The organism is Streptomyces sp. NPDC017095, from assembly GCF_044332325.1.
Classification (GTDB): domain Bacteria; phylum Actinomycetota; class Actinomycetes; order Streptomycetales; family Streptomycetaceae; genus Streptomyces.
In genome coordinates, this window is sequence record NZ_JBIROU010000015.1 from 118,487 (window position 1) to 143,228 (window position 24,742).

The 24,742-nt window shown below is 75.1% G+C and carries 24 protein-coding genes; 9 read left to right on the plus strand and 15 right to left on the minus strand.

Annotation, left to right across the window (positions count from 1 at the left end):
* Positions 1–67 precede the first annotated feature (67 nt).
* Positions 68–1,357, minus strand: coding sequence for an FAD-dependent oxidoreductase (locus tag ACH4OA_RS27025; protein WP_397971564.1), 1,290 nt, complete (start codon positions 1,355–1,357; stop codon positions 68–70).
* Between the two features lie 179 nt (positions 1,358–1,536).
* Between ACH4OA_RS27025 and ACH4OA_RS27030 the strand changes: the two genes are divergently transcribed.
* Positions 1,537–2,028, plus strand: coding sequence for a DUF1360 domain-containing protein (locus ACH4OA_RS27030; protein ID WP_397942110.1), 492 nt, complete (start codon positions 1,537–1,539; stop codon positions 2,026–2,028).
* A 31-nt stretch (positions 2,029–2,059) separates the two neighbouring features.
* Here the strand turns inward: ACH4OA_RS27030 and ACH4OA_RS27035 are convergent, their stop codons facing one another.
* Positions 2,060–2,797, minus strand: coding sequence for an MgtC/SapB family protein (locus ACH4OA_RS27035; protein ID WP_365884178.1), 738 nt, complete (start codon positions 2,795–2,797; stop codon positions 2,060–2,062).
* A 191-nt stretch (positions 2,798–2,988) separates the two neighbouring features.
* On the opposite strand from ACH4OA_RS27035, the gene ACH4OA_RS27040 reads away from it, so the two are divergent.
* The 3 genes from ACH4OA_RS27040 (at position 2,989) to ACH4OA_RS27050 (ending at position 5,426) form a co-directional block, all read left to right on the plus strand.
* Positions 2,989–3,423, plus strand: a complete 435-nt coding sequence (locus ACH4OA_RS27040) for a DUF2267 domain-containing protein (protein WP_365941879.1) — start codon at positions 2,989–2,991, stop codon at positions 3,421–3,423.
* A 167-nt stretch (positions 3,424–3,590) separates the two neighbouring features.
* The gene (locus ACH4OA_RS27045) at positions 3,591–3,995 is read left to right on the plus strand and encodes an ANTAR domain-containing protein (RefSeq protein ID WP_397942114.1); all 405 of its coding nucleotides are present in this window, start codon (positions 3,591–3,593) and stop codon (positions 3,993–3,995) included.
* Positions 3,996–4,253: 258 nt separating this feature from the next.
* On the plus strand, positions 4,254–5,426 hold the full coding sequence (locus tag ACH4OA_RS27050) for an AI-2E family transporter (RefSeq protein ID WP_397946985.1): 1,173 nt from the start codon (positions 4,254–4,256) through the stop codon (positions 5,424–5,426).
* 56 nt (positions 5,427–5,482) lie between these two features.
* On the opposite strand, the gene ACH4OA_RS27055 is transcribed toward ACH4OA_RS27050, so the two are convergent.
* Positions 5,483–6,040 carry a TetR/AcrR family transcriptional regulator gene (locus tag ACH4OA_RS27055; protein ID WP_397946939.1) on the minus strand — a complete coding sequence of 186 codons (558 nt, stop codon included), beginning with the start codon at positions 6,038–6,040 and terminating at the stop codon, positions 5,483–5,485.
* A 102-nt stretch (positions 6,041–6,142) separates the two neighbouring features.
* Here ACH4OA_RS27055 and ACH4OA_RS27060 point away from each other — a divergent pair, with 102 nt between their 5' ends.
* The gene (locus ACH4OA_RS27060) at positions 6,143–7,300 is read left to right on the plus strand and encodes an FAD-dependent monooxygenase (RefSeq protein ID WP_397942118.1); all 1,158 of its coding nucleotides are present in this window, start codon (positions 6,143–6,145) and stop codon (positions 7,298–7,300) included.
* 137 nt (positions 7,301–7,437) lie between these two features.
* Positions 7,438–8,544 (plus strand): aromatic acid exporter family protein, encoded by a 1,107-nt coding sequence (locus tag ACH4OA_RS27065; protein WP_397942242.1) that lies wholly within the window; start codon positions 7,438–7,440, stop codon positions 8,542–8,544.
* 46 nt (positions 8,545–8,590) lie between these two features.
* On the opposite strand, the gene ACH4OA_RS27070 is transcribed toward ACH4OA_RS27065, so the two are convergent.
* A complete protein-coding gene (locus ACH4OA_RS27070) occupies positions 8,591–9,418 on the minus strand; it encodes an alpha/beta fold hydrolase (protein WP_397971567.1) in 828 nt (275 codons plus the stop codon).
* Positions 9,419–9,475: 57 nt separating this feature from the next.
* Here ACH4OA_RS27070 and ACH4OA_RS27075 point away from each other — a divergent pair, with 57 nt between their 5' ends.
* Positions 9,476–9,955, plus strand: coding sequence for a MarR family winged helix-turn-helix transcriptional regulator (locus ACH4OA_RS27075; protein WP_397942122.1), 480 nt, complete (start codon positions 9,476–9,478; stop codon positions 9,953–9,955).
* 15 nt (positions 9,956–9,970) lie between these two features.
* Here ACH4OA_RS27075 and ACH4OA_RS27080 read toward each other — a convergent pair whose 3' ends face one another.
* The 11 genes from ACH4OA_RS27080 to ACH4OA_RS27130 all read right to left on the minus strand — a co-directional run bounded on the left by ACH4OA_RS27080 (position 9,971) and on the right by ACH4OA_RS27130 (position 23,172).
* A complete protein-coding gene (locus ACH4OA_RS27080) occupies positions 9,971–10,798 on the minus strand; it encodes a lysozyme (protein WP_397971570.1) in 828 nt (275 codons plus the stop codon).
* A 185-nt stretch (positions 10,799–10,983) separates the two neighbouring features.
* Entirely contained in the window at positions 10,984–11,637 is a 654-nt protein-coding gene (locus ACH4OA_RS27085; RefSeq protein WP_397971573.1) for a 1,4-alpha-glucan branching protein, read from the minus strand.
* A 38-nt stretch (positions 11,638–11,675) separates the two neighbouring features.
* Positions 11,676–12,347, minus strand: coding sequence for a spherulation-specific family 4 protein (locus ACH4OA_RS27090; protein WP_397971575.1), 672 nt, complete (start codon positions 12,345–12,347; stop codon positions 11,676–11,678).
* Positions 12,344–13,252 carry an NAD-dependent epimerase/dehydratase family protein gene (locus ACH4OA_RS27095; protein ID WP_397971578.1) on the minus strand — a complete coding sequence of 303 codons (909 nt, stop codon included), beginning with the start codon at positions 13,250–13,252 and terminating at the stop codon, positions 12,344–12,346. Before ACH4OA_RS27095 ends, ACH4OA_RS27090 begins: the two co-directional genes overlap by 4 nt.
* A gap of 7 nt (positions 13,253–13,259) precedes the next feature.
* Positions 13,260–13,973 carry a sugar phosphate nucleotidyltransferase gene (locus ACH4OA_RS27100; protein WP_397942131.1) on the minus strand — a complete coding sequence of 238 codons (714 nt, stop codon included), beginning with the start codon at positions 13,971–13,973 and terminating at the stop codon, positions 13,260–13,262.
* 55 nt (positions 13,974–14,028) lie between these two features.
* Entirely contained in the window at positions 14,029–15,030 is a 1,002-nt protein-coding gene (locus ACH4OA_RS27105; protein ID WP_397942132.1) for a GDP-mannose 4,6-dehydratase, read from the minus strand.
* Between the two features lie 44 nt (positions 15,031–15,074).
* Entirely contained in the window at positions 15,075–16,469 is a 1,395-nt protein-coding gene (locus tag ACH4OA_RS27110) for a hypothetical protein (protein WP_397971580.1), read from the minus strand.
* Positions 16,466–17,977, minus strand: a complete 1,512-nt coding sequence (gene pelF, locus ACH4OA_RS27115) for a GT4 family glycosyltransferase PelF (RefSeq protein ID WP_397946945.1) — start codon at positions 17,975–17,977, stop codon at positions 16,466–16,468. The genes ACH4OA_RS27110 and pelF overlap by 4 nt, the downstream gene beginning before the upstream one ends.
* Positions 17,978–18,099: 122 nt before the next feature.
* Positions 18,100–20,229: a hypothetical protein gene (locus ACH4OA_RS27120; RefSeq protein WP_397971583.1), complete on the minus strand. Its 2,130-nt coding sequence runs from the start codon at positions 20,227–20,229 to the stop codon at positions 18,100–18,102.
* A gap of 395 nt (positions 20,230–20,624) precedes the next feature.
* A complete protein-coding gene (locus ACH4OA_RS27125) occupies positions 20,625–21,149 on the minus strand; it encodes a hypothetical protein (protein WP_397942137.1) in 525 nt (174 codons plus the stop codon).
* A 397-nt stretch (positions 21,150–21,546) separates the two neighbouring features.
* Positions 21,547–23,172 carry an adenosine deaminase gene (locus ACH4OA_RS27130; RefSeq protein ID WP_397942138.1) on the minus strand — a complete coding sequence of 542 codons (1,626 nt, stop codon included), beginning with the start codon at positions 23,170–23,172 and terminating at the stop codon, positions 21,547–21,549.
* A gap of 173 nt (positions 23,173–23,345) precedes the next feature.
* Between ACH4OA_RS27130 and ACH4OA_RS27135 the strand changes: the two genes are divergently transcribed.
* Together ACH4OA_RS27135 and ACH4OA_RS27140 are read left to right on the plus strand one after the other, a co-directional pair.
* Positions 23,346–23,618, plus strand: a complete 273-nt coding sequence (locus ACH4OA_RS27135; RefSeq protein ID WP_365883935.1) for a DUF5133 domain-containing protein — start codon at positions 23,346–23,348, stop codon at positions 23,616–23,618.
* A 211-nt stretch (positions 23,619–23,829) separates the two neighbouring features.
* Positions 23,830–24,735, plus strand: coding sequence for an SGNH/GDSL hydrolase family protein (locus ACH4OA_RS27140; protein WP_397971585.1), 906 nt, complete (start codon positions 23,830–23,832; stop codon positions 24,733–24,735).
* Positions 24,736–24,742: the final 7 nt, after the last annotated feature.

Below are 24,742 nucleotides of genomic sequence, written 5' to 3' on the forward strand. Positions count from 1 at the left end.
CGGCGTTCCGGCAGGGCGGCCCGGCGCGGGGCCGGACGGGCCGATGATCGGCTGTGGCGGCTCCCGGTCACGGGCCGGGTGCGGGGGTGGGGGTGGGGGTGGGGCTTTCCGTGTCCGGTTCCGGCGGGCGGACCGCTGCCGCGGGGGGCCGTTCCCGGCGGGCGCCGTAGGCGACGAAGTACGCGGGCAGCCGGCGCAGCCAGGGCGAGCCCGCGACCAGGCCCGCGACGCGCCGGGCCCGTCGTGCGCCGCCCAGCGGCGGCCGGCCGCTCAGCACCGGGGCGACGACACGGGCGTGGGCCGTCCGCTGGAGTGCCTGGGTGACGACCGTGGTGGGACGGCGGCGGCGCTGCACGGCCCGTACGTCACGCAGGCGCACCCTGCCACGGCGCAGGGGTCCGGCCAGGTGGCGCGCGGTCGCCACGGCGTCCTGCACGGCGAGGTTGATGCCGATGCCGAAGACCGGGGACATGGCGTGCGCCGCGTCGCCGATGCACAGCAGACCGGGCCGGTGCCAGCGGCGCAGCCGGTCCAGCCGCACGTCGAGGAGTTTGACGTCGTCCCACGACCGCAGGGTGTGTGTGTGGTCGGCGATCCAGGGGACGGCGGCGGCGTATCCGGCCAGGAAGCGGTCCAGGCCGGCGGCACGGCGCTCGGGGTCGGTGCCCTTGGCGATGAGCGCGGCGCACTGCCAGTAGTCACCGCGGTCGATCATCGCGGTCAGCAGGCCGTCGCCGGCGGCGCCGACGAGCCCGGACGGATCACCCTCCCGCCGGGGCAGCCGGAACCACCAGGCGTCCATCGGGCAGGCGAAGCGGCGCAGCCGCAGCTCCGGCCGGGAGCGGGCGAGCGAGCCGCGGCCGTCGCAGGCGACGGTGAGCACGGCGCGCAGGTCTCCGGTGCGGCCGTCGGCGGTGCGGTAGCGCACTCCGGTGATCCGTCCGGACTCGGTCAGGAAGGAGGTCGCCTCGGTGTTCATCCGCAGGTCGAAGCAGGGTTCGCGGCGGGCCTCCGCGGCGAGCAGGTCCAGCAGATCCCACTGGGGCACCATCGCCACGTAGTCGTAGGGGCCGCGCAGGACCGAGAGGTCGGCGACGGTGACCGGCGCGCGGCCGGCGCCGACCGGCAACTGGACGGTGCGGACCCGGCGCTGCGGAAGCCGGGCGAAGCGCTCGGCCAGGCCCAGTTCGTCCAGCAGCGCCAGGGTGGACGGGTGGACCGTGTCGCCGCGGAAGTCACGCAGGAAGTCGGCGTGCTTTTCCAGCACCGTCACCGCAACCCCGGCGCGTGCCAGCAGCAGGCCGAGCACCATGCCCGCGGGTCCGCCGCCCACGACACAGCAGGTGGTCTTCTCCATGGCCGTTCCGCCCTTCCCGGGAGCAGTGACGCACCGTACGATGTAATTCATCGGACGATGAATAATTTACTCCGCCTGGTCCGGGCCCACAAGGTCACGTGTCGCGTCCGGCCGGGAGGGCACTCGTCCGGCGCCCGGCACACGGGACGGTGCACACCGGTGGACTTCTGGGAGGTCTCATGACGACGGACGCCGCACGCTACGACGAGCGGGGCGAGACGCCACTGGGCGGGTACGCCGTCCTCGCCTCCGTGTTCGCGGCGAGCGTCGGCACCTTCGCGCTGGTGGCCCGGCGCCGGGGGGTACGGCTGCCGCAGGAGGTGCCGCCCTGGGACGTGGCGCTGCTGGGCGTGGCGACCTACAAGACGTCGCGGCTGCTGACCAGGGACAAGATCACCAGTTTCGTCCGGGCGCCGTTCACCCGGCGCGGGGACGACGGCGAGGCCGCCGAGGTGCTGGACGAGCCGCGCGGCACCGGGCTGCGGCGGGCCGTCGGCGACCTGGTGTCCTGTCCGTTCTGCACCGCGGCCTGGACGGCCGGTGCCCTGGTGTGCTCCTACGCGGCGGCGCCCCGGCTCACCCGGCTGGTGTGCGGCGGCCTCGGCGCGGTGACCGTGTCGGACTGGCTCCAGTACGCCTGGACGGCGACGCAGGCGAAGGCCGAGGGCTGATCCGGCGACGGCCCCGGTCCGGCCGCCGGGGTTATTCCTCGTCCGCCGTGGTGGACAGTTCGACGTCCAGTACGCCCTCGTCCACGAACAGTTCCGAGGCCAGCGCGGAGGGGTCCGCGGTGCCCTCCAGGTGCAGCAGCACCCGTGCCGCCTCGTCGGTGCGGCCGGGCAGCCGTTCCACCTTGACCTGCACGATCCGGAAGCCGCGCCCGGTGCAGATCTGCATCAGGCGCGGCAGCAGCGCGGTCCCGGTCCGGTAGGTCAGGCGCGCCTCGAACGTGGTGGCGGCCGTGCCGGAGACCAGCCGGGACGACAGCCGCGGGTATCCCCGGACCACCAGGAAGTGCAGCGCCGTCACCACCAGCGCGAGCACGGGCAGCCCGCCGCCGCAGGCCATGCCGACGGCGCAGGTCAGCCATATGGTGGCGGCCGTGGTCAGACCGCGCACGGCATCCCGTCGTACGAAGATCAGCCCGCCGCCGATGAAGCCGATGCCGGAGACGATCTGCGCCGCGACCCGGGAGGGGTCGAAGGACACGTGGTCCAGGCCGAGCACCGCGCTGAACCCGTGCTGGGAGACCTCCATCATCAGGGCGCTCGCGATGCCGACCAGGCTGTGGGTGCGCATGCCCGCGCTCTTCTGCTGGGCCGCGCGCTCCCAGCCGATCAGGCTCGACAGCAGCAGCGCGAGCCCGAGTTCGGCCAGCTGCCGTGGTCCCTGCCCGTTGTGGAGGTCCCACAACGGGGCCGTCAGCATCGTGCCTGCCATGCGCACCTCGCACTCGCACGTCGCTCCGCCGGTGTCCCGCTGCCGACACGTACCCCGCCACCGGGGACCGACGCAACCCGGACGGCGGTCCCGGCGCCGGTGATCCGGGGCCGGCCGGGGTACCCGGCCGGCGGCGCCACGTCCGCCGGGCGGGCGCGCCGGGGGCGCATCGCGCGGAAGGGACCGGTCTCATGCGGCACGACGAGATGATCGGGAAGGTGCAGGCGCTGGCCCAGTTGCCCGACCGGGGAACGGCCGAGCGGGCCGCGCACGCGGTCGTCAGCACGCTGGCGGAACGGCTGCCGTCCGGGCTCGCCCGGCATGTGGCCGCGCAGCTCCCGCCGGACCTGGCGGCGGCCATGCGGGAGGCGGCCGACGCCTCGGCCGGGCGGGACTCCGGCTCCGCGGGCGAACGGTTCGGGCTGACCGCCTTCGCCGGGCGGGTCGCCGCCCGGGCCGGCACCGACGAGGACAAGGCGCTGCGGGACGCCGCCGCCGTGCTGGAGGTGCTGGACGCCGCTCTCGCGCCGGAGCTGACCGAGCGGATGGCCGGGGCGCTGCCCGCGGACATCCGGGAGCTGCTGCCGGTGGAGCGCGCGGTCCAGGACACCGGGCTGTCCGGCTGACGGCCGTCCGCCGGCCGGGACCGGCGACGGGAGACAGCGGCCTGAGGGTCGTAGCCGGGAGACGGGCGGGTGTCCGTGGGCGGTCGCGGTCCGGTTCGGTTCGTGTGCGTGCGCCCGCTGAGGGCAGGCGTAGCGTGGACGCCCCCTCCACCCCGAAAAGGTGCTCGATGGCCTTCTTCGCCCTCTCCCGGAACCAGCCCCTCACCCTGCTCTCGGCCACCGACCTGGCGTCGGAGTACGACCGGTTGCAGGAGGAGAACCGGCAACTGCGCCGCGCCGTGACCTCGCACGCCGTGATCGACCAGGCCATCGGCGCCGTCGTCGTCCTCGGGCAGCTCGCTCCGGAAGAGGCCTGGCGGGCGCTGCGGGACGTCTCCCAGCGCACCAACGTCAAGCTGCGCACGGTCGCCGAGCACGTGCTGGCCTACGTCCAGGGCGGCAGCCTGCCCGAGTCCGAGCGGCGCGAACTCGGCCGGGCGGTCGCCCGCTACCGCCGGTGCGACGAGCGGCCCACGGGCCTCACCGAGGGCCTGCCCGCGTCCGCCGGTGACACGGGCACCACGGAGCCGTAGCGGACCCGGCCGTCGCGGCATCCATCCGTCGACCCACCGGCCGTCACCCCCTCGGTCCCGGCCGGTGGAGCGACGCCTCCCCCGCCGTCGCCGCCGCGCTCCCCGACGGCGCACGGGCCGCCGTCTCCCCCGGGCCGCCTCGGCGCTCCGCCGCCACCCGGGTGTTCTCCGCGCGCCGCCGGCCCGGGACGCGCTTACCGTGTCGTACAGGTGACCGGCCGTCAGCCGGGCCGGCGGGGCGAGCGGACGGGAGCGGTGGTGGGCGATGCGCGCCGGCGGACGGCCGGACGGGCCGGGCGGCGCCGGGCCCGGGGCGCGGTGCTGGGCAGCCGGCCCGCGTACTCCGTGCGGCTGCCCGCCCCGCCTCGCCCGGGGTCCGCCCCGGCGGCGGACGGCCGGACGGTGCCCTGGCTGTGGGTGGCCGCCTCCTACGCCTGGCGGCTGATCCTCGTCGGTGCGGTCGTCTACGGCGTGTTCAGCGTCCTCGGCAGCTTCCAGCTCGTGGCCGTCGCGCTGTTCCTCGCCCTGGTCGTGACGTCCGTGCTGCGCCCGCCGACCGATCTGCTCAGCCGGTTCCTGCCGAGGCCGCTGGGCGTGGCCGTGGCGCTGGTGGGCAGTGTGGTGCTGGTGCTCGGGCTGTTCGCGCTGGTGGGCAGCTCGGTGGCGGGCGAGTCGGGCCGGCTGACGGACGAGTTCCGCGGCGGGGTCGACCGTATCGAGGGCTGGCTGCGCCGGCCGCCGTTCCGGCTCGGTCCCGGCGCGTTGTCCACGCTGCAACGGCAGGTGACGCAGTACGTCACCGCGCACCGGTCGGCGCTGCTCAGCAGCGCGGTGGACGAGCTGGGCCGGGTGGTGGAGCTGATCACGGGCGGGGCGCTGGCGCTGTTCGCCTCGGTGTTCTTCCTGCATTCCGGCGAGCGCCTGTGGGGCTGGGCGCGGGACCGGCTGGTGCCGGGCGGGGCCCGCCCGGCGTGGGACCGGGCGGGGCGGGCGGCCTGGCGGACGTTCTCCGGGTACACCCGCGGCATCATCATCATCGCGGCCACCAACGCGGTGCTCGTGGGCGTGGCCCTGTTCGTGCTGCGGGTGCCGCTCGCGCTGCCGCTGACCCTGCTGGAGTTCTTCGCCGCGTTCGTGCCGCTGGTGGGCTCGCCGGTGGCGCTGGGCGTGGCCACCGTCGTCGCGCTGGCCGGACGGGGTCCGCTGACGGCGCTGGCCGTGCTGGTGCTGATCGTGGTGATCGGCCAGCTGGAGGGACATGTGCTGCATCCGCTGGTGATGAGCTGGGCGGTGCGGCTGCACCCGCTGGTCGTGGCCGTGTCGGTGATCGCGGGCAGCATCGTCGCCGGGGTGATCGGCGCGGTCGTGGCGGTGCCGCTGGTCTCGGTCGTCTGGGCGGTCCTGACCGCGCTCCGCGCCGTGCCCCCTTGACCCACGCCCCGGCCCACGCTGAACCGGTCCCGCCGCTCCGGCAGGCGTCATGCGGCTCAGCGCAGCGCGGCGGTGACGAGTCCGTGGATCTCCTGCGCCCGGACGCTCCCGCCGTGCACCAGGCGGTCGAAGACGAGACCGTCCACGCAGGTCAGCAGGGTCACCGTGCGGTCCTCGGGGTCCGTCACCCCGTGTGCGGCGAGGAAGTCCCGCACGGTCCGCCGGCCCTGGTTCTCGTGCGGCACGAGGATCTCGCGCAGTTCGGGATGGTGCGCGCTCTCGACGGCGCAGGCGTAACGGGCGAGCGACCGGCGCCGGCCGTCCCCGGTGAGCCGTGCCTCGACGAGCGCGGCGATGCCCGCCGTCAGGTCACCCACCGTGCGCGGCACGGGTGTGCGGGCGCCGGTCTCCTCCAGCTCCGCCTGGTCGAGCGCGACCAGCCGGCGGACCAGGGCGGTGAGCAGGGCCTGCCGGGTGCGGAAGTAGGCGGACGTGGTGCCGGGCGGCAGGCCGGCCGCCCGGTCCACGGCACGGTGCGTCAGCCCGCGCATGCCGGTGTCGGCGAGCACGGTGATCGCCGTGTCGGCGAGCAGGGTTCGTCGGTCTGAGGCCACCTCCCCTTTCTACACCGGTTTCCGAACCCGCTTCTACATCTGTAGAAAGCCACGCTAGAGTGCTTCTACAGATGTAGAAGGATCAGGTACGGAGGGGTCGGCATGGGCGGTACGGCGGTGGTGGTCGGCGGCGGCATCGGCGGACTGGCGGCGGCCCTCGGGCTGCGGCGCGTCGGCTGGGACGTCCGAGTGGTGGAGCGGGCCACCGTCCTCGCCGACGCGGGCGCGGGCATCTCCCTGCACGCCAACGGGCTGCGCGCGCTGGACGTGGTGGGCGTCGGCGCGGCGGTCCGGGCGGCGGCCCGGCCGCAGTACACCGGCGGCACGCGTACGCCCACCGGCCGGTGGCTGGCCCGCATGGACGGCACCGTGCTGGAACGCGAGCTCGGCGCGCCCATCGTCGGCATCCCGCGCGCCGCCCTGCACCGGCTGCTGCGCGCGGCGCTGCCCGCCGAGTGCCTGCTCACCGGCGTCACCGCGCGGACGCTCGACCTGTCGGCTCCCGGCCGGGTGCGGGTGCCCGCCGGGAACGACTTCCTGGACGCGGACCTGGTCGTCGCGGCGGACGGGGTGCACAGCAGGCTGCGCGGACTGCTCTTCCCGGACCATCCCGGCCCGGTCTACGCCGGCTCGACGGTGCTGCGCGCCGTCACCGAGGGCCCGGTGGACCTCGCGACCGACTTCGAGCTGACCTGGGGCCAGGGCGCGGAGTTCGGGCACATCGCCTTCGCCGACGGCCGCGCCGAGTGGCACGCGGTGCTCACCGCGCCGGCCGGGGTGCGCCACACCGACCCGCTCGGCATGCTGCGCGACCGCTTCCGCGACTGGCACCACCCGGTCCCGGCGCTGCTGGCCGCGACCCGGCCCGAGGCCGTGCTGCACCACGACATAGACGAACTCGTCACCCCGCTGCCCTCCTTCACGGCGGGACGGGTGGCGCTCCTGGGCGACGCGGCGCACGCCATGAGCCCGCATCTCGGCCAGGGCGCCTGCCAGGCCCTGGAGGACGCGGCGACGCTGGCCGCCGCGCTCGCCGCGGAGCCCTCGGTCGGCGCGGCGCTGGCCCGGTACGACGCCGAGCGCCGCCCCCGGGCCCAGTCGGTCGCCCGCGCCGCCCGGCAGGCGGGCCGGCTGGGCCAGCGGCTGTCCCACCCCGTGGCCGTCGCCCTGCGCAACACCGGCCTGCGGCTCGCCCCGTCCCGGACGTCGATCCGCGCCATCCTGCGGCACGCCGACTGGACACCGCCGAGCCTGGGCTGAGCCGGGCGGCGGGACGCGGCACGACACACCCGGGAGCACCCGGAACACCCACGGGCACGGGCATGACCCGTGCCCAAGGTGGCACCCGGGGAGGTGTGCGTGGACTACGAGTGACCTGGCAGGCCGTACGGCGTGATCTGTCCGCCGCGGTGGACGCGGCGCGGCGGGCCCTGGCCGGACCCGGGCGGGAACGGGACCTGGCCGTCCAGGCCGGGAAGGCGGCGCTGGCCGCGTGGCTGGCCTGGGCGGTGGCGGGCTGGTGGCTGAAGGCGCCGGTGGCGTTCGTCGCGCCGTGGGTGGCGGTGGTGCTGGTCGAGTCGACCGTGTACCGGTCGATCACCCGCGGCCTCCAGCAGCTCGGGGCGATCGCGGCCGGCACGGTCGCCGCCACCGCCGTCGGGCTGCTGCTGCACAGCACGGTGGGCGCGATGGCGGTGGTGCTGCCCCTCGCGATGCTGCTGGGCCAGTGGCGGCGCCTGGGCAGCCAGGGCATCTACGCGGCCACCGGCGCCCTGTTCGTGCTGACGAACGGCTCGGTCAGCGTCGCCACCTCGGCGGCCCGGCTCACCGAGGCCCTGTTCGGCGCGGTGGTCGGGATCACGGTCAACGCGCTGGTCCGGCCACCGCTGTATCTGCGCGACACCCAGGCGGTGCTGCGGGACGCGACCGAGGAGGCGCACGACATCCTCCGGGACGTGGCGGACGGGCTGGCCGCGGGACGCTGGGACCCGGAGGAGGCCGACGGCTGGCACCAGCGCGCGCTGCGGCTGCACCGGCAGGTGGAGCATGCCCGGTCGACGGCCGAGTGGAGCCGGGAGAGCCTGCGGGTCAATCTGCGCCGCCGCCGCGGCGGTGTGCCGGCGTCGCCGGGCAAGGGGTACGACGACGCGGTGGTGGTGCTGGACTACGCGGCCGTGCACACCGCGGAGGTGACCCGCACGGTGCTGGAGGCCACCGCCGGGGACCGCCCTGCGGCCCGGCCGCGCCCCGGGGCCGCCCGGCGGTACGCGGAGTTCCTGTGCCGGACCGCCCGCGCGCTGCGGCTCTACAGCCACAGCCGGTTCGGCGACGCGTGCGAGGAGGAGCTGCGCGAGTCCGTGGCCGGCCTGCGCGGCGCGCTCGCGGACCTGCGCCGGGACCTGGCCCGCTCCGCGACGGACGATCCCGACGAGGTCGCCACCTACGGCGCGCTGCTCGCCCAGGCCCAGCGGCTGGCCGGCCAGCTGCTCGCCTCGGGCACCTGACCGCGGTCCCGGTACGCCCTCCCGGGGAGGGCCGAGCGGGCCCCGGTTACGGCAACCGCTCCAGGAAGGCGGCCAGTTCGGCGTTGAAGCCGGCCGGGTTCTCCATGTTCGGGTAGTGGGCGGCGCCCGGGACGGTGACGGTACGACCGCCCGGGACGAGGTCCGTGAGACGGGTAGCCAGGGCCTGGTGGTCCGGGGATTCCAGGGCGCCGTTGATCGCGATCAGGGGCACCTTGATGTCCGGCACACGCTCCCAGGTGCGGGTGACGGGAACGCGGTGGTCGGGTTCGCCGGGCGTGTGCTTGCCGAGTGTGTCCAGGCCCATCCGCCGTATCCGGCGCAGCAGTCCGGGATCGGTGTCGGCCGGCTCGCGGTGCGGGCCGACCGCCCACAGCGCGAACGCGTCGGCCCAGCCCTCCAGGTCGCCGGCGGCCAGGCACCCGTTCTGCGCGGCGAGGGTCTCCAGCACCCAGGGATGCGCGAAGGCGGCCTCGCTGGTGCCGGACCCGCTGACGACGACGGCACGGACCAGCTCGGGGTACTCCAGTGCGCAGTCCACCGCGATGCCTCCGCCCATCGACAGTCCGACCAGGACGGCCGGGGCGGCGTCGAGCCCCCGGAGCAGCGCGGCGAGATCGTCGACCTGCCGGAACGGGCCGGTCGCGTTGTCGGAGGCGCCGTGCCCGCGGGTGTCCCAGGCGATGACCCGGTGGCTCGGCGCGAAGGCCCGGATCTGCTCCTGCCACATGCGGTGGTCGACGAAGCCGCCGTGCAGGAGGACGAGAGGGGTGCCGGAGCCGGCCTCGCGGTAGGCGAGACGGCCGTCGGCGGTCGGCAGGAAGTGGACGGGCAGGGATGTCAGCTCCACAGTCATGACAACCAAGGTGTCATTCTTCTCGCGGGTTGGCAACCAAAGTGTCATCCTGGTCGTATGAACGACGACCGCATCCCCTCTTCCGCCGCGCAGGACCGGTTGGCGGAACGCCTCACGGAAGTGTTCGACCTGGTCGGCCCGCTCTACCGGCGGGTGCACCGCAAGGTGGAGGAGGCGGCACCGGTCGAAGGCCTGTCGGTCGGCGTCCGCGCGGTACTCGATCTGCTGCGCGCCCGGGGGCCCATGACGGTGCCGCAGATGGGCCGGGCCCAGGCGCTCAGCCGGCAGTTCGTGCAGCGCATGGTGAACGACGCGGCACGCCAGGAACTGGTGGAGAGCGTGCCGAACCCCGCGCACCGCCGTTCGCCGCTGATCCGGCTGACCGGGCCGGGCCGGGCGGCGATCGGTGCCGTCCGGGCCCGCGAGCACGCACTGCTGCGCCGGGTGGACGGCGAGCTGACCACGGCGGACGTGGACGCCTGCCTGCGGGTGCTCGGCGCGATGCACGCCCTGTTCGACGACGTGGACGTGGACTGAGCCCGGGCGCGGCGCTCAGCCGGTGGCGAACTCCCGCAGCGCGTCCTGGGAACCGTTGAACCGGTCGTGGTCGCCGACCGTCGGTCCCGTGGAGGTGTACTGCCACATGGTGTACGACGACCAGCCGGCCGGCAGCGAGCCCACCGTGGAGGCGTAGCGCGCGACCCACAGCGGGTTGACCGCGCCGAAGCCGGAGTAGCCGCCGGTGCACTCCGACCACCAACTGGTGGCCGTGTAGAGGACCGCGGCGCGGCCGGTGCGGGCTTTGTAGCGGTCGAGGAAGTCGCGGATCCAACTCACCATGCCGGAGGCGGACTTGCCGTAGCAGGCGTCGCCGTACGGGTTCCACTCGATGTCGAGGACGCCCGGGAGGGTCTTGCCGTCCTTCGACCAGCTGCCGCCGTGGTCCACGAAGTAGTCGGCCTGGGTCGCGCCGCCGGCCGTGTCCGGGGTGGCGAAGTGATAGGCGCCGCGCACCATGCCGACGCCGTAGGAGCCGTCGTACTGCTGGGCGAAGTAGGGGTTCGTGTAGTACGTCCCCTCCGTGGCCTTGGTGTACGCCCACCGGACGCCGCTGTCCCACAGCGACTGCCAGGCGACGTCGCCCTGGTGGCTGGAGACGTCCACGCCCTCGGTCTGGGAGGCGCGGGAGTCCGGGGGCGGGGTGCCGGTGACGCCGTCGTGGGCGGGGACGCCGATGCCCATGTAGGCGCTGCCGCGCGCGAGCGGGTCGGCCGGCCCGGGCAGGGCCGGGGTGCTGGAGAGGAACAGGGCCAGGCCGGTGAGGGCGCCGGTGAGGCACAGGCGGGACCGGCCGCGGAAGCGGTGTATGGGGGTTCGCACGAGTCCATCTGACCCGGGGCCGGCTCCGCGCGCACGCCGGGTTCCGCCCAACGAAGCCGTTCGCGGCCGGTGTCTAGCCCATGCGGGTGGCCGTCGTCACCGCGGTGCCGGGCCGGAAGGAGACCGGTCCCGCCCGGCACCGCGCGCGGCGGTGGGCGCACACCGGGCGCGGGGCGGTGGCGGGGTCAGGCGGGGCGCAGGGTCATGAGGACGGCCCGCAGCCGGCTGTCGTCCGGGCCCGCCCAGCCGGTGGCCACATGGCCGAGCGCGCCCCGCGGCGGCAGCGGCGGGTTCTCCTCGACCGGTGCGAGGACCCGGTGGACGTGCAGGACCGTGCCGTGCGGCGCGGCCAGCCGGGTGCCGTCCTCGTCGTCCACCGGCTCGGGCGTGGACCCGGCCCGGCCGAGAGGGGCACCGGTGTAGGAGCGCGTCACCTCGTGGTCCGGTGTGTCGCTGATGCTCTGGGCCATCGCCGGGGCCCGGCCCTCGATCAGCGCGAGCAGTTCGCCGACCAGCACCGGGTCGTGGCAGCCGTCGTAGGCCCAGCGGGTGCCGAGCACGCCGTGCTCCATGGTGCCGAGGAGGGCGTGTCCGGCGCCGTCCAGGGGCGCCCCGCGGTAGGTGAGCGGCACCAGGTACGCCGTCCGGCTCGGGCTCGTGGTGTCGGTGGCCACGATGAACTCGATGCCGACCTCGCCCTCGGGGTCGTCCAGCCGGAAGCCGCCGGACCGCTCCAGCACCGGGGCCGGGCCGCCGCGGTACCAGGGGCGGGTGGGCAGCCAGCCGGCGAGCAGTTCGGTCTTGGCCGGTCGGAGTGTGGTGTGGTGGATGACGGCCATGACGGTCGCTGCCTCCCCTGGTGCGGATGCTGGTCCGGTCAGCCTGCCACACCCTCGCCGCCGGTCAGCGCCGGGGTCAACGCGGCCCAGGGATTGGGTGGTTCGCCCGTCACCGGCCCGCACACCGCCGCGCCCCGCTCGTGCGCGGTGCGGACCGCGAGCGGCACCAGGACCTCGGGCACGCCGTAGACGAGGTGGCACAGCCGGCCGGGCGGCTGCCGGACGGTCCAGGCGGGCCGGGTGAACGCGGAGACGTAGGTGCTCCAGTGCCCCTCGAAGGTGACGGTCAGGTCGGCGAGCCGGACGTAGCCCGGAGCCGGGTGGACGCCCGGGTTGAGGACGACGGTCCCGGTGCCGGACCGCCGCAGGTCCCGCACCAGCCGGCGGCAGGCCGGCACGCCGTCCGGGCCGGCGGTCACCCGGTCCAGGAAGCAGCCGTCGGCCCCGTACCAGTCCCGGTGCCGGCGTGCCTCCTCGGTGATCCGGGCCGGGTCGCGGACGCCGTAGTCGGTGTCGACGTAGCCGAGCAGACGGGCCCCGGCCGCGCGCAGGGCCCGGGCGGCCGCCAGGAACGCCGGGTCGGGAGCGGCGCCGGGCCCGCTCGCCGGATTGAGGATCACCGCCCAGGTGCGGTCCGCCGAGGCGATGAGCCGGTGCCAGGCGGCGGGATCGTCGACGGGATGTACGTACAGCGGCACCAGCAGGCTCACGGCACCCGCTCCAGGGTGGCCGCCCACAGCGCGGCGAGGGAGTCGTCGAGACTGTGCACCGGCCGCCAGCCGAGGGCGTCCGCCGCGGCGGAGATGTCGGAGCACTGCCAGGACACCGCGGCCGACCGGGCCGAGCCTGCCGCGCCCCCGGCGCCCTCTTCCAGTCTGCCCCGGAAACCCGCGAGCCGGGCCAGACCGTGCGCCACCCGCCGTACCGGCAGGGCCTGACCGCCGCCGATGTTGAGCACCGGCGGCAGCGGGGCGGGCGCCGTGACGGCGGACTCGACGGCCCGGGCCACATCGCGTACGTCGACGAAGTCGCGGTGGGCGGACAGGTCCCCCAGCCGCAGCACCGCGTCCGGGTCCCGGGCGGCCGGGCCCAGCAGGGCGGCCAGCCGGCCGGGCAGGCTGGCCGGTGGCGCGCCCGGCCCGACCGGGTTGCCGACCCGCAGCACCACCGCGTCCAGCGCGGCGGAGGTCACCGCGAGCGTGCCCGCCAGCTTGGTCGCGCCGTACGGCGTGACCGGGCAGGCGGGCGAGGACTCGGCGACCGGCTCGCCCGGCGTGCCCGGCCCGTACTCGGCGGCCGAACCGAGGTGCACCAGCCGGGCCGTGGGCGCCGCCGCGCGCAGGGCCGCGCAGAGCACCGCGGGCCCGCGGGCGTTGGTCTCGGCCAGCGTCACGGCGTCGCCGCCGGTGGCGCCCGCGCAGTTCACCACGGCGTCCGGAGCCGCCGCCGCCAGGGTCTCGGCGAGCCGCTCCGGCCGGTCGCGGGCGAGGTCGGCGCCGAACTCCGCGGCGCCGTCGCGGCCGGCGGCGAGCAGGTGCGCGCCCGGCAGGGCGCGCAGCCGCTCCGCCACATGGCGGCCCAGATATCCGGTGCCGCCCAGGACGAGAATGCGCATGTGCTCCTCAGGCTCCCTTGAGCAGCAGGGACTTGCGGCTGGTGAACTCGGCGTTGGCCCGGTCGTAGTCGTCCGGGCGGCCGATGTCCAGCCAGTAGCCGTCGAACGCGTAGGCGTGCGGCGGGTTCCCGGTCTTCAGCAGGTCGAGGACGAGTTCGTCGAAGCCCAGCGGCAGGCCCGGGGTGTACCCGTCCAGGGTGGCACGGCTGAGGCCGTAGACGCCCATGGAGACGCGGTAGTCCATGCTGGGTTTCTCGGTGAAGGCGACGACCCTGCTCGCGTCGGTGGTGAGCACGCCGAAGTCGATGTGCACCTTCCGGGCGTAGGTGGCGATGGTGAGCGGCGCCCCCGAGTCCCGGTGGCGGCACAGCACGTCGGCGTAGTCGAGGTCGGTGAGGATGTCCCCGTTCATCACCAGGAACGTCTCCGGCAGCCGGTCCTTGAGGCCCAGCAGCGGGCCCATGGTGCCGAGGGGGCTCTCCTCGGTGGCGTAGTCGACGGTCATGCCCCACTGGGAGCCGTCGCCGACATAGGCGCGGATGATCTCGCCGAGATGGCCGATCGCGAGGGTGCAGCGGGTGAAGCCCGCGGCCGACAGCTGACGCAGCACGATCTCCAGGATCGCGTGCTGGTCGCCGATCGGGACGAGCGGCTTGGGCAGTGCGGTGGTGTACGGCCGCAGCCTTACGCCCTTGCCTCCCGCCAGGATCACTGCGTGCATGGGGCTCCTCCTTCGTTGAGTCGTGCCGTATGGGCCCGGGGTGTGGCGGGCCGGGTCAGATGTTGTAGATGCCGGTCTTGTAGCGGGCCAGGTTGGCCGGGTCGCGGAAGAACTCCACGGTCTGGACGAGGCCCTGCTCCAGGCTGTGGGCGGGGCTCCAGCCGGTGGCCGCGGTGAGCCGGCCGGCGTCGGCGACGAGCCGCATGACCTCGGAGTCGGCGGGCCGGATGCGGGCCGGGTCGGCGCGCACGTCGAGGGCGGTGTCCATGACCTTGCCGATCAGCGCGACCAGGTCGCCGACCGAGATCTCGCCGCCGGTGCCGGCGTTGAAGGTGCGGCCGACGACGTTCTCGGCGGGCGCGGTGCCGACGGCGAGGAACGCCCGCGCGGTGTCCTTGGCGAAGGTGAAGTCCCGGGTGGGCCGCAGATCGCCGAGGGTGATGGTCCGCTCCCCCGCCGCGACCTGGCCGATGACGGTGGGGATGACCGCGCGCATGGACTGGCGCGGACCGAAGGTGTTGAACGGCCGCAGGGTGACGACGGGCGTGTTGAAGCTGGCGTGGTAGCTCTCGGCGAGCCGGTCCCCGCCGGCCTTCGAAGCGGCGTACGGGGACTGGGTGTTGATGGGGTGGTCCTCGGTGATGGGCACGGTCTGCGCGGTGCCGTAGGTCTCGCTGGTGGAGGTGTGCACCAGCCGGGGCGTGCCGAGGGCGCGCACCGCCTCCAGCACGTTGAGGGTGCCGGTGACGTTGGTCTCCACGTAACTGTGCGGCGCCTGGTAGGAGTACGGGATCGCGATGAGGGCGGCCAGGTGGTAGGCGGTGTCGGCGCCGTCGAGCAGGGCGCGCACGGAGCCGGGGTCGCGGACGTCGCCGAGGACGATCTCCACCTCGTCCAGGACGTCCGGGGCGAGGGTCTCCAGCCAGCCGTAGGAGGAGAAGGAGTTGTACTGGGCCATGGCTCTGACCCGGTGTCCGGAGGCGACCAGTGCCTCGGTGAGGTGGGAGCCGATGAAGCCCTCGGCTCCGGTGACGGCGGCGAGCGGTGCTGCGGTCAACTCAGGTGTCCTTCCGGTGGGTCTGCTGGGGCGGGGACGAGCGGTCAGGCGTGCCGGGCGGGCCGGCCGAGCAGCAGCAGCGCGTACGCCACCAGGCCGAGGACGGCGGCGCCGCAGCACAGCGGCAGGGCGGCGGGGCCGGCCGGCAGGCCGAGCCGGGGCAGCGCGCCGGCCACCGCGGCGGCGGCCAGACAGATGACCGCCGGCGGCCAGGCGGCGCCGAACGCCTGGAGGAGCAGCGCGGTCCACAGGGTGGCGGCCAGGAGCAGCAGGGTGGCCGGCGCGGCGCCGGTGAGGTAGGCGGCGGGCAGCAGCGGCAGCAGGTAGACGCCGAGGCAGCCGGCGAGGACGGCGGCGGAGCGCAGCAGGAAGCCTGCGGGTGTGGCGGTGGCGCGCAGCGCGGCCACGGACAGTCCCCGGTAGCGGTACAGCAGCCATTCGGCGGGGCCCATGCTGACCGTCAGCACGATCACCGCGTACGGCTCGTGCCGCCCTTCCAGCAGCACCAGCGTCCCGGCGGCCAGCCCGAACAGCCCGTACGGCAGGGACCACAGCGGGCGGGGGCTGCTGCCGGCGGGGGCGGCCGGCGCGGCGAGGGCGCCGCGCAGGACGTGGCCGGTGCCGGCGAGGGTGGCCAGCAGGGCGAGCAGCGGCAGCGCGGCGCGCACCGCCGGGCCGGGCTCCCACCAGGGCAGTACGGCGGCGCCCGCGATCAGCGGGGTGAGCGCGGCCAGCAGCAGCCGCTCGCGGGCCAGGACGAGCAGGACGCCGGCCGCGGCCAGGTACAGCGACTGGGCCGCCGCCGCGGCCAGGACCGGGCCGCCGCCGGCGAGCGGGGCGGCGGCGGCCGTGGCGAGGGCCGCGCCGGCCGGGGCGCCGGCCAGCAGGGTGCGGGCGGCCTCGCGGCGGCCGGTGACCATCCGCAGGTGGGCGCGGTGGCCGAGGGCCTGGCCCCAGGCCCAGGAGACCAGTCCGGCGACGATCGGCGCGGCGGCGTGCCGGCCCGGGTGCCACAGGGGCGCGGTCAGCGGATAGGCGAGGCCGGGCAGGGCGAACAGCACGCCGCGCAGCAGGCAGCGGACGGTGTCCGGGCGCCAGGGGTCGGCCGCCGGCGCGGGTTCCGGGTAGGTGCGGGGCACCTGTTCGTAGAGCGCGGTGGCGAGGGAGAAGAGGTTCGGGTGGCCGTACCGCTGCTTGATCTGCTCGGCGGTCAGGCCCTCGGCCTCCAGCAGGGCCGCCACCTCGTAGGGGTGGACGGCGGGGCCGACGCGGTCGGCGAGGGCGGCGGCGAGCCGGCTCACCGCCTCCGGGTCGGGTCCGTGGCCGGGCAGCCGCAGGGTGAGGGTGTGGTCGTCGCCCCGTGCGGGTGTGCCGGCGAGCCGCAGGGCGAGGGTGTCCTGTTCGGCGCCGCCCGGTTCGAGCGCCATGGGCCCGCTCATCCGGCCAGGCTCCCCGCGGCGACGCGCAGGTCCCGCCCCGGCGCGGCCGGGGCGGTGAACTGCCGCTCGGGGGCGGGAAGTTCGAGGTAGACGGAGCGGAAGGTGTCGATGGTCTGGCGCAGCGTGAACTGTTCGATCACGCGGAGCCGGGCGGCCTCCCCCATCGTCCGGCGCCGTTCGGCGTCGGCGAGCAGTTCGAGGGCGGCCGCCGCCATCCGGGCCGGGTCGCGGGGCGGCACCACGAGGCCGGTGTCGCCGACGGCCTCGCGGACGCCGCCGACGTCGGTGGAGACGGTGGCCCGGCCGCAGGACATGGCCTCGATGAGGGTGAACGGGAAGCCCTCGCTGATGCTGGAGAGCATCACGATGTTCCCGGCCGCGTAGGCGTCCTTGATGTCGTCGACCCGGCCCTCGAAGGTGACGGCGTCCGCGTGCCCCAGGGTGGCGGCCAGCGCCTCGCAGCGTTCCCGGTACGCCTCTCCGCCGCGGGGTGTCCCGCCGAAGAGCCGCAGCCGGGCGCCGGGTATCTCGTCGCGGACCAGGGCGAAGGCGCGGATCAGGGTCTCCAGGTCCTTGATGGGGTCGACGCGGCCGGCCCAGCTGAGCGTGGGGACGGCGGGTTCGGGGCCGGCGGGCGGGAAGGCCTCCGGGTCCACGCCGTTGTAGACGGTGCGGATGGACCGCGGGTCGGCGCCGCCCTCTTCCTCCCACAGCCGGTTGTAGCGGTTGCCGGGTGTGATCAGGGCGGCCCGGCGGTAGCTCTCCTCGGCCAGCAGCCGGAAGAAGCCGAGGACGACGGCCTTCACCGGCCAGCGGTAGGGGGCGGTGCGGTAGCCGAGGTAGCGCTCGCGCAGGTAGACACCGTGTTCGGTGAGCAGCAGCGGCACCTCGTACCGCTCCAGGCCGGCCAGGCCGGGCAGCACGGCGACGCCGCCGCTGACCGCGTGGGCCACGCCGTGCCGGGGCGGGGGCGCGGCGAGCGGGCGGAGGGCGTGCTCCAGCAGGGCGGTGGCGGTGACCGCGTCGTGCAGGGTGGGCCGGGCCTCCCGGACGGCCAGTCCCGGGCGGTTCCACACCGCGGCCAGGACCGCGACGGCCCGGTCGCCGCGCAGGAACGGGCTGAGCGTGCCCTCGGCGGCGGCCCGCGCCAGGCTGTACAGGGCGGCCGGGAACCGGTCCTCGGCGTGCGGGTCGAGCAGGGCGGTCAGGAGGCGTTCGTAGGCGTCGGCGAGCCGGGCCAGGGCCCGGCCCCGGGGCGGGCGGCCCTCGGGCGGCGTTCCCCACATGGGCACCGACAGCACGCTGCGGACGTGGGCGGGCAGGTCCCACACGACGGGCTCGCGTCCGGTGCCGGTGACGGCGATGACGTCGAAGTCCAGGTCGGGCATGCCCTGGACGAGTTGGTCGCACCAGACACTGACGCCGCCGTGACTGTGCGGGTAGGTGCCTTCGGTGAGCAGGGTGACGTGCGCCGCGCCGGGGCGGCGCGCGCCGTGCTGAACGTGCATCGATGGCGCTCCACGGCCGAGGTGTGGGGTGGACGTGCGAGTCCCGGGGCGTCGGTGGACGGCCGGGACCGGGGCCCGTCCCGGTGGGGAGCGCCGGACGGGCCCGCGGACCGGTGCGCCGTTCAGCTGTCCGGGTGGGACGCGACCTGTTCGCGCACGCCTGCCGGGACCCTGGTGCGCGGGGCCGGGGCGGTGGCGGCGGAGGTGCCGTCCGGGCGCGCGGCGGGCGCCGCGGGGGTGGACGGCAGGGTGTAACCGAGCGCGGTGCCGGACGAGTTCGTCCAGCCGGAGACCGCGCCCGCGTAGGCGGTGCCGAAGGCGGCGCCGTTCACGGTGGTGCCGGTGGGGAGGGTGGCCGGGACGGCGGTGCCGCCGGGCGCCTGCACGGTGACGGCGGTGCCGATGCGGTAGGCGGTGACGCGGCCGGCCTGGACGGCGCTCTTCCAGGCGGCGCGGCGCTGGAGTTCGCCGCCGATGGCCTTCATCCGCAGGTTGACCACCGGGGTGTTGTCCGCGAACAGCGCGTCGTAGCCGTCGAGTACGCCGTTCAGGACGGCGTAGGCGATGCGGTCCTCGGCGAGGTTGGACTGGTGGATGAAGTGCGGCTTGGGGTCGTTGGACAGCACGTGTCCGAGGGCGATCCGGGTCTCCAGCGGGACGATGTACCCGGTGTAGCCGGTGGTGGTGTCCAGCGGGGCCGGCAGGCAGGTGGTGGTGGCCGGGTTGTCCTCGCAGATGCCGCTGCCGCCCTGGGCGCGGCTGGTGTAGAGCCAGTTGTACTCGTCGACCTGCTCGGCGGCCCGGCCCGCGTTGTAGAAGACGTTCATCGGGTAGCGGGAGACGGTGGTGGCCGGTCCGACCTGGCGCTGTTCGGGGTCGCGGGAGTTGTCGGAGGCGAGCCACTTGACGCCCTCGACGGTGAGCGCGAAAGCCAGGTTGGGGTTGTCCTGGGGCTGCTGCGGCAGGATCCGCAGTCCGGAGTGCTCGCCGGTGACGAGTTCGTCGTTCTCCAGCGGGAGTCCGGCGGTCTGGCCCCAGACGCGGTTGGTGGCGATCTCGGAGTCGATCGTGGTGAGGCCGACCCACTTGGTGCTGCCGTCGAAGTCGGTGGCGCAGGTCCACGGCACGACGGTGACGTTCTGCTCGCAGCCGAGGAAGGCGTGCGTGTAGGTGTGGTTGACCCAGCGGAACGTGCCGCGATCGGCGATCAGCTTGTCGGCGAGCTGGTCGACGCCGTCGTTGTCCTCGCGCTGGTCGACGCTGCCGGCGCCGTTGTAGACCATGTCGAGGGTGATGTGGTGGCTGTTCTGCCAGGCGGCGGCGTAGTCGACGTCGGCCGGCTCCATGCGGATCGGGTGGGGGGTGCCCGCCCCGTTCGCGCAGTCGACGTCGCCGGGCGTGCAGTTGAGCTGGGTGTCCCAGCGGTCGTCGGCGGCGAAGACGTCGTCCACGTGCACCGCGAAGTAGTTGCGGGCGGCGCCCAGGTGCACGCCGCCGGTCATCCACTCCACGATCCCGCGGGCGAGCAGCCGGAACTGCTGCTGGTACTGGTTGTAGACGAAGGTGACGACCAGTTCCCGCCGGCCGTCGTGCCGGTACTCGCCGACCAGGGAGCCCTGTCGGGTGGTGCCGGGCACGGGCGCCTGGACGTACGGGGTGAAGTCGGCGCCGGCGGCGGGCGCGGAGAGGTAGGCGTAACTCTCGCCGACGTCCGGGGCGTTGTCCTCGAAGGGCACCGTGCCGTCGAGGTAGCCGAAGGGGCCGCCCTTCCCGGCGGCGGTGACCTGGGCGCGGATGCCGTCGACGCTGCCCGAGTAGCCGCCGAGGGTGGGAACCTGGAGGCCGACCTGGGGCCGGGCGTAGGTGTAGGCGTCGACCTGCGGGACGGCGTAGGTCTGTTCGTAGGAGGCGAGCGCGCTCATCTCGGCGCTGCCGGCCGGGAACGGGTTGTCGTTGGGCAGGACGACGGCCTGGAACTTGGCGCGCGGCCGGCCGTCGACCGTGTCGGCGAGGAATCCCGCGTCGATGACGGGCCGGACGGTGCGGGTGAGGTCGACCTTCGTGTAGGGCGTTCCGGCGGCGTCGAGTTCGGCGGCGATGGCGTCGGTGGCCGGACCACCGTCAGTCACCACCAGGACTCTGAGGTCGACGCGTGGCGCGGTGGTGCCGGCCTGGGCCGGACCGGCCGGCAGGCCGAGCGCGGCGATGAGCGCGCCCACCGTCAGCGCGGTGGTGCGTATGGTCCGCTTCATGCGGTGTTGTTCCCTCCCCGGGCAGGGGCGAGCACGGCTCCCATGGAGCGGACGCACCCCCTCGCGTGACCCCGGCGCCCCCTCAGAAGCCGGTCGTCGACGCATCCGTCGCGTCACATGGTGATGTCTCTGTGGAGTTTTTGTGGTCGAGTTACGAAACCTGACGGAAAAGTGCGGCTACTGATCGACTTGTGGAGACAACCTGTCGGACTGTTTTCCCGTCGCCGCCGCGTGAGGGTCCGGTGCGGGGCGGGGTCCGGCTGGCTGGTCCGGCGGTTCCGTGACACGCCGGCGGGCCGTGGCGGCCCGCCGGCGAGGTGTCGCGGCCCCTGCGGTGCGGGCCCGCGCCCGCAGGCCGTTTCCGGTCATCGGGGCCACCGGGAGCGAGGCGTCTGTCAGGCGCAGAGCACCCGGGTCTCGGGCGTGTAGACGGGTCCGCCGTTGACGTTGGTGCTGTCGCTGAACTCGGCGTAGAAGTACGAGTAGAAGCCGATGTTGCCGTTGCAGCCGGAGTCGGCGGCGACCTGGAGGGTCAGCGTGACGGTGCGGCTCTGGCCGGGCGGGATGGTGGCGCCGTAGTTGCCGCCGAGGTTGCTCGGGCCGGTCCCGGAACAGGGCGTGCTGCCGCTCGCCGTGGCCAGGCTGCACCCGCTGAAGCTGTACTTCAGGTCCGGGCGCTGGGTGGTCAGCCAGGTCGGGTCGATGGTCTGGTACACGAACCAGATGTCGTAGGTCTTGTTGTTGGTGATCGTCATCGACAGGTTCACGGTGCCGCCGGGCTTGGCGGTGGCGGCGTTGGCGGCGAAGGTGAGGGTGGCGGGCGCGGGGTCGGCGCTCGCGCTCGGGGCCAGGCCGAAGAGGGCGAGGAGGAGGGCGAGGACGGCGGTGAGACCGAGGCGTCTCGGCAGAGGTGATCGCATGGCCCGGGAGGCTAGGTACGCGCCGGGTGCGGCGTCTGCACCCGTGCACGGGGCCGTATCCGGATCGGCTTGAAGTGATCGCCGTGTGAAGAACCCGCGGGGATGTCGTGACGAAGGGTCACGCGTCGTATACGCGCACGCCGGGCGCGGTGGACGGCGGAGGGCCGCCGGGTGCGGCAGAACCGTGGCGCACGGGACGGTATTGGCGTGGACACGACGTACGTGCCACGGCGGAACGCGGAACGCCGCTTGTGTGGCAGGGCTGTTCCCGGCCAAAAAACGCTTTCCGGCCCGGGCCGGCCGTCCGGGGCCGCGGCACCGCCCCGCCGGGGCACCGGTGTGCGCGGACCGGGACGGAGCCGGCGCCCCGGCGGGGCGGGGCGCCGGCCGGAGAGCGTCAGCCCCTGTGGGTCCGTTCGAAGGCGGCGAAGGCGGCCTCCTGGCGCCACTCCAGACGGGCCTTGGCACTCTGCGCGAGCAGGTGCCGGCACGTGGCACCGCGCACCGGCAGACCGGGGTGTTCGGCGCGGCACGCCCGGACCGGGCGGTAGCCGCCGGCGGCGGGCCTGTCCTGCCACAGGCTCGCGCCGGGCAGGAAGCCGTACTCCAGGGAGGCGCGGGCCAAGTCCTTCAGCTCGGGATAGCCCAGGCCGTAGGTGGCGGCGGCGTACTGGTACTCGTGGCTGATGCCGGTCCGGGACACTCCGGGGTCGTCGGTGGCGAGGACGACCGGGACGCCGTAGCGGCGGTAGGTGGCGAAGGGGTGGTCCGCACCCTTGACGCCGAGGATCTGGGCGTTGCTGGTGAAGGGCACCTCCACGGCCACCCCGCGGTCCGCCATCGTGCGGGCGGTGCGCCGCCAGTCGTCCTCGTGGACGAGGTCGACGCCGTGTCCGATCCGCTCGGTGCGGGCCACGTTCACGGCCTGGCGGATGTGGAACCTGAGGTCCTCCGGCTTGACCAGTCCGGGCCACAGCTCGCCCGCGTGCAGGGTGACATGGGCCTTCGGGTACCGGGTGCGCAGATAGCCGACCATGCGCATCTGCAGGGCGTAGTCGCGCAGGGAGCGCTCGCCGTCCTCGGGCTGGACGAGGTTGACGGCGACGAACCGCGGGTCCGCCTCGGCCAGCCGCATGCCGAGGGCGAGCTGGGTGAAGACCCGCTCCGGCGCGCCGCCCCGGGACGCCTGCGAGATCCAGCGGACGGTGAGGGCGCAGGCGGGCCGGGCCCGCGGGGTGTCGCAGTGTTCGGCGGCGCGGAACTCGGCGTCGCCCTCGTCGGCTTCCGCGCGGGCCTCGGCGACCAGCTTGTCCAGTCCGCCGCCGGCGGTGAGCCGGCGGTGCAGGACGGCCAGGTCGTCGTCCCAGCCGGCCTCGGCGGCCAGCTTCCTCGCGCCCTCGGAGGCGGGTGTGACCATCGTCTCCAGGTAGAACTGGTTGGCGCGCACGGCCGTGTCGGCGACGTCGGCGAGCAGCTTGCCCCGGTGCCGCCAGGTCACCTCGCCGAACTTGCCGAAGGCGTCGAAGAAGTGGTCGTGTCCGTTCCCGCCGGACGGGAAGTCCTGCATGGACCAGGCCCGGATCACCGCGTCCCGGAAGGCCCGGTCGGTGCGGGCGTCGGCGGCGGGGCGGGTGCCGGGTCCGCAGGGCGGGACGACGGCGGTCAGCGTCGCGGTGTCGATGCACAGCCCGTCCTCGGCGGCCAGCTCGATCAGGTACTCCGTGGAGACCGCCCCGGAGAGGTGGTTGTGCAGGTCGCCGCCCTTGGGCAGGTCCCGGAAGAAGTCGCGCAGGGCGGCGGGCCGGTTCCGCAGGCCGCGGAGGTGGGCGTCCGTGCGCGCCTCCGCCGCCGTGACCTCGCGGGGCGGGGGCGCCGCGGGACGGCCGTCCAGGCGGGCCGGCCGCGCGGCGGCGGGCGGGGCGGGGAGCACGGACACGACGCTGAGGACACTGAGGACACTGAGGGCGCCGAGCGCGGCCGGAACGACCCGGCGGCTCACGGCACTTCGACGTTGCACAGTCACAGGGGCATGATCGGGGAAGGACCACGGCGACACGCTCCGATCCGGCGGATACCGCCCGGGAAGCACCCGACCGGGTGACGCACCGGTCCGGGCCGGGCGGGCATGCGCGGCCGTCACGGGGGTATTCGCGCTGCGAATTCGCACATCGGCGATCACCCACGGAGGCAGACCCCATGCTCATGGCCCACCCCGCCGTACTGCAGGACCTCATCGCCCAGTACGAGGCCCTCACCCTGCTCGGGGCCGAGGAGAGCACTCCCGAGGCCCGGCAGCGGCTCGCGGACATCTCCTACACGCTCTGCGTGGCCACCGGCACCCGGGATGTCGACATGGCCCTGATCGCCGCCCGCCACCGACTCTCGGGGGCTCGTCCGGAGGACGACTCCCTGCTCCAGGCGGCCGTGCCGCACCAGGCCGTACCGGCGGAGCAGGCCTCCGCCGTGTGAGCCCGGCCCGCCCGCCGTCCCGCCGTCCGCGCCGCCTCCGCCCGGGAACCCGCCGCCGCGACCGCGCGAACCCACCGCCTCCGCCCCGCAACTCGCCGTCTCCCGCTTCTGGCCGACGGGACGGACCGGACGGTATACAAGGCGGACGAACGCGCGAGGGCCGCCGCGAGGTGCCGCCACCGCGCGCGGTGGCGGTCTTCCGGGAGGACGCATGGGCTACGGCACGCGGACGGCGGGCGGGACGAGGGTCCGGCGCCGGCGCGCGGTGCTCGGCACGGTGCTGGGCGGCTGCGCGCTCGTCGCCGCCGCCACCCCGCCGGCCGCGGCGCACCCCGCCGGGCCCGGCGGCACCGGCTACGCCGCGCTCGGCGACTCCTACACCTCCGGGCCCGGCATCCCGGCGCAGGTGGACCCCGGCTGCGCCCGCTCGGACCACAACTACCCCTCGCTCGTGGCGGCCCGGCTGAAGCCGGCCGCGTTCACGGACGTGAGCTGCGGCGGCGCCACCACCGCCGAGATGTGGCGGGCCCAGGGCGCCAACCCGCCCCAGCTCGACGCGCTCGGCCGGCGCACCGGCCTGGTGACGGTGCAGATCGGCGGCAACGACGTCGGGTTCGGTCCCATCATCGCCACCTGCGCCCGGCTCGCCGCCCAGGACCCCGCGGGCAACCCCTGTCAACGCTCCTACACGGCCGGCGGCCGGGACCGGCTGGCCCTCGCCGTCGTCCAGACCGCGCCGAAGATCGACCGGGTGCTGCGCGCCGTCCGCGCCCGCGCGCCGCACGCCCGGGTCCTCGTCGTCGGCTACCCCGATCTGCTGCCCGAGGACGGCAGCGGCTGCTTCCCCCAGGTCCCCTTCGCCCAGCAGGACTTCGCCTATCTGCGGGACACCGAGAAGCGGCTGAACCTGATGCTGCGGCTGGTCGCGGCCGTGAACCGGGCCGAGTACGTCGACACCTACCGGCCCACGGCCGGCCACGACATGTGCCGGTCCCCCGAGGTCCGCTGGATCGAGCCGCTGCGGCCCGACTCGCCCGCGGCGCCCGCGCACCCCAACGCCCTGGGCGAGGCGGCCATGGCCCGGGCCGTCCTCGACCGGCTGCCCCACGGGCGCTGAACCCGCG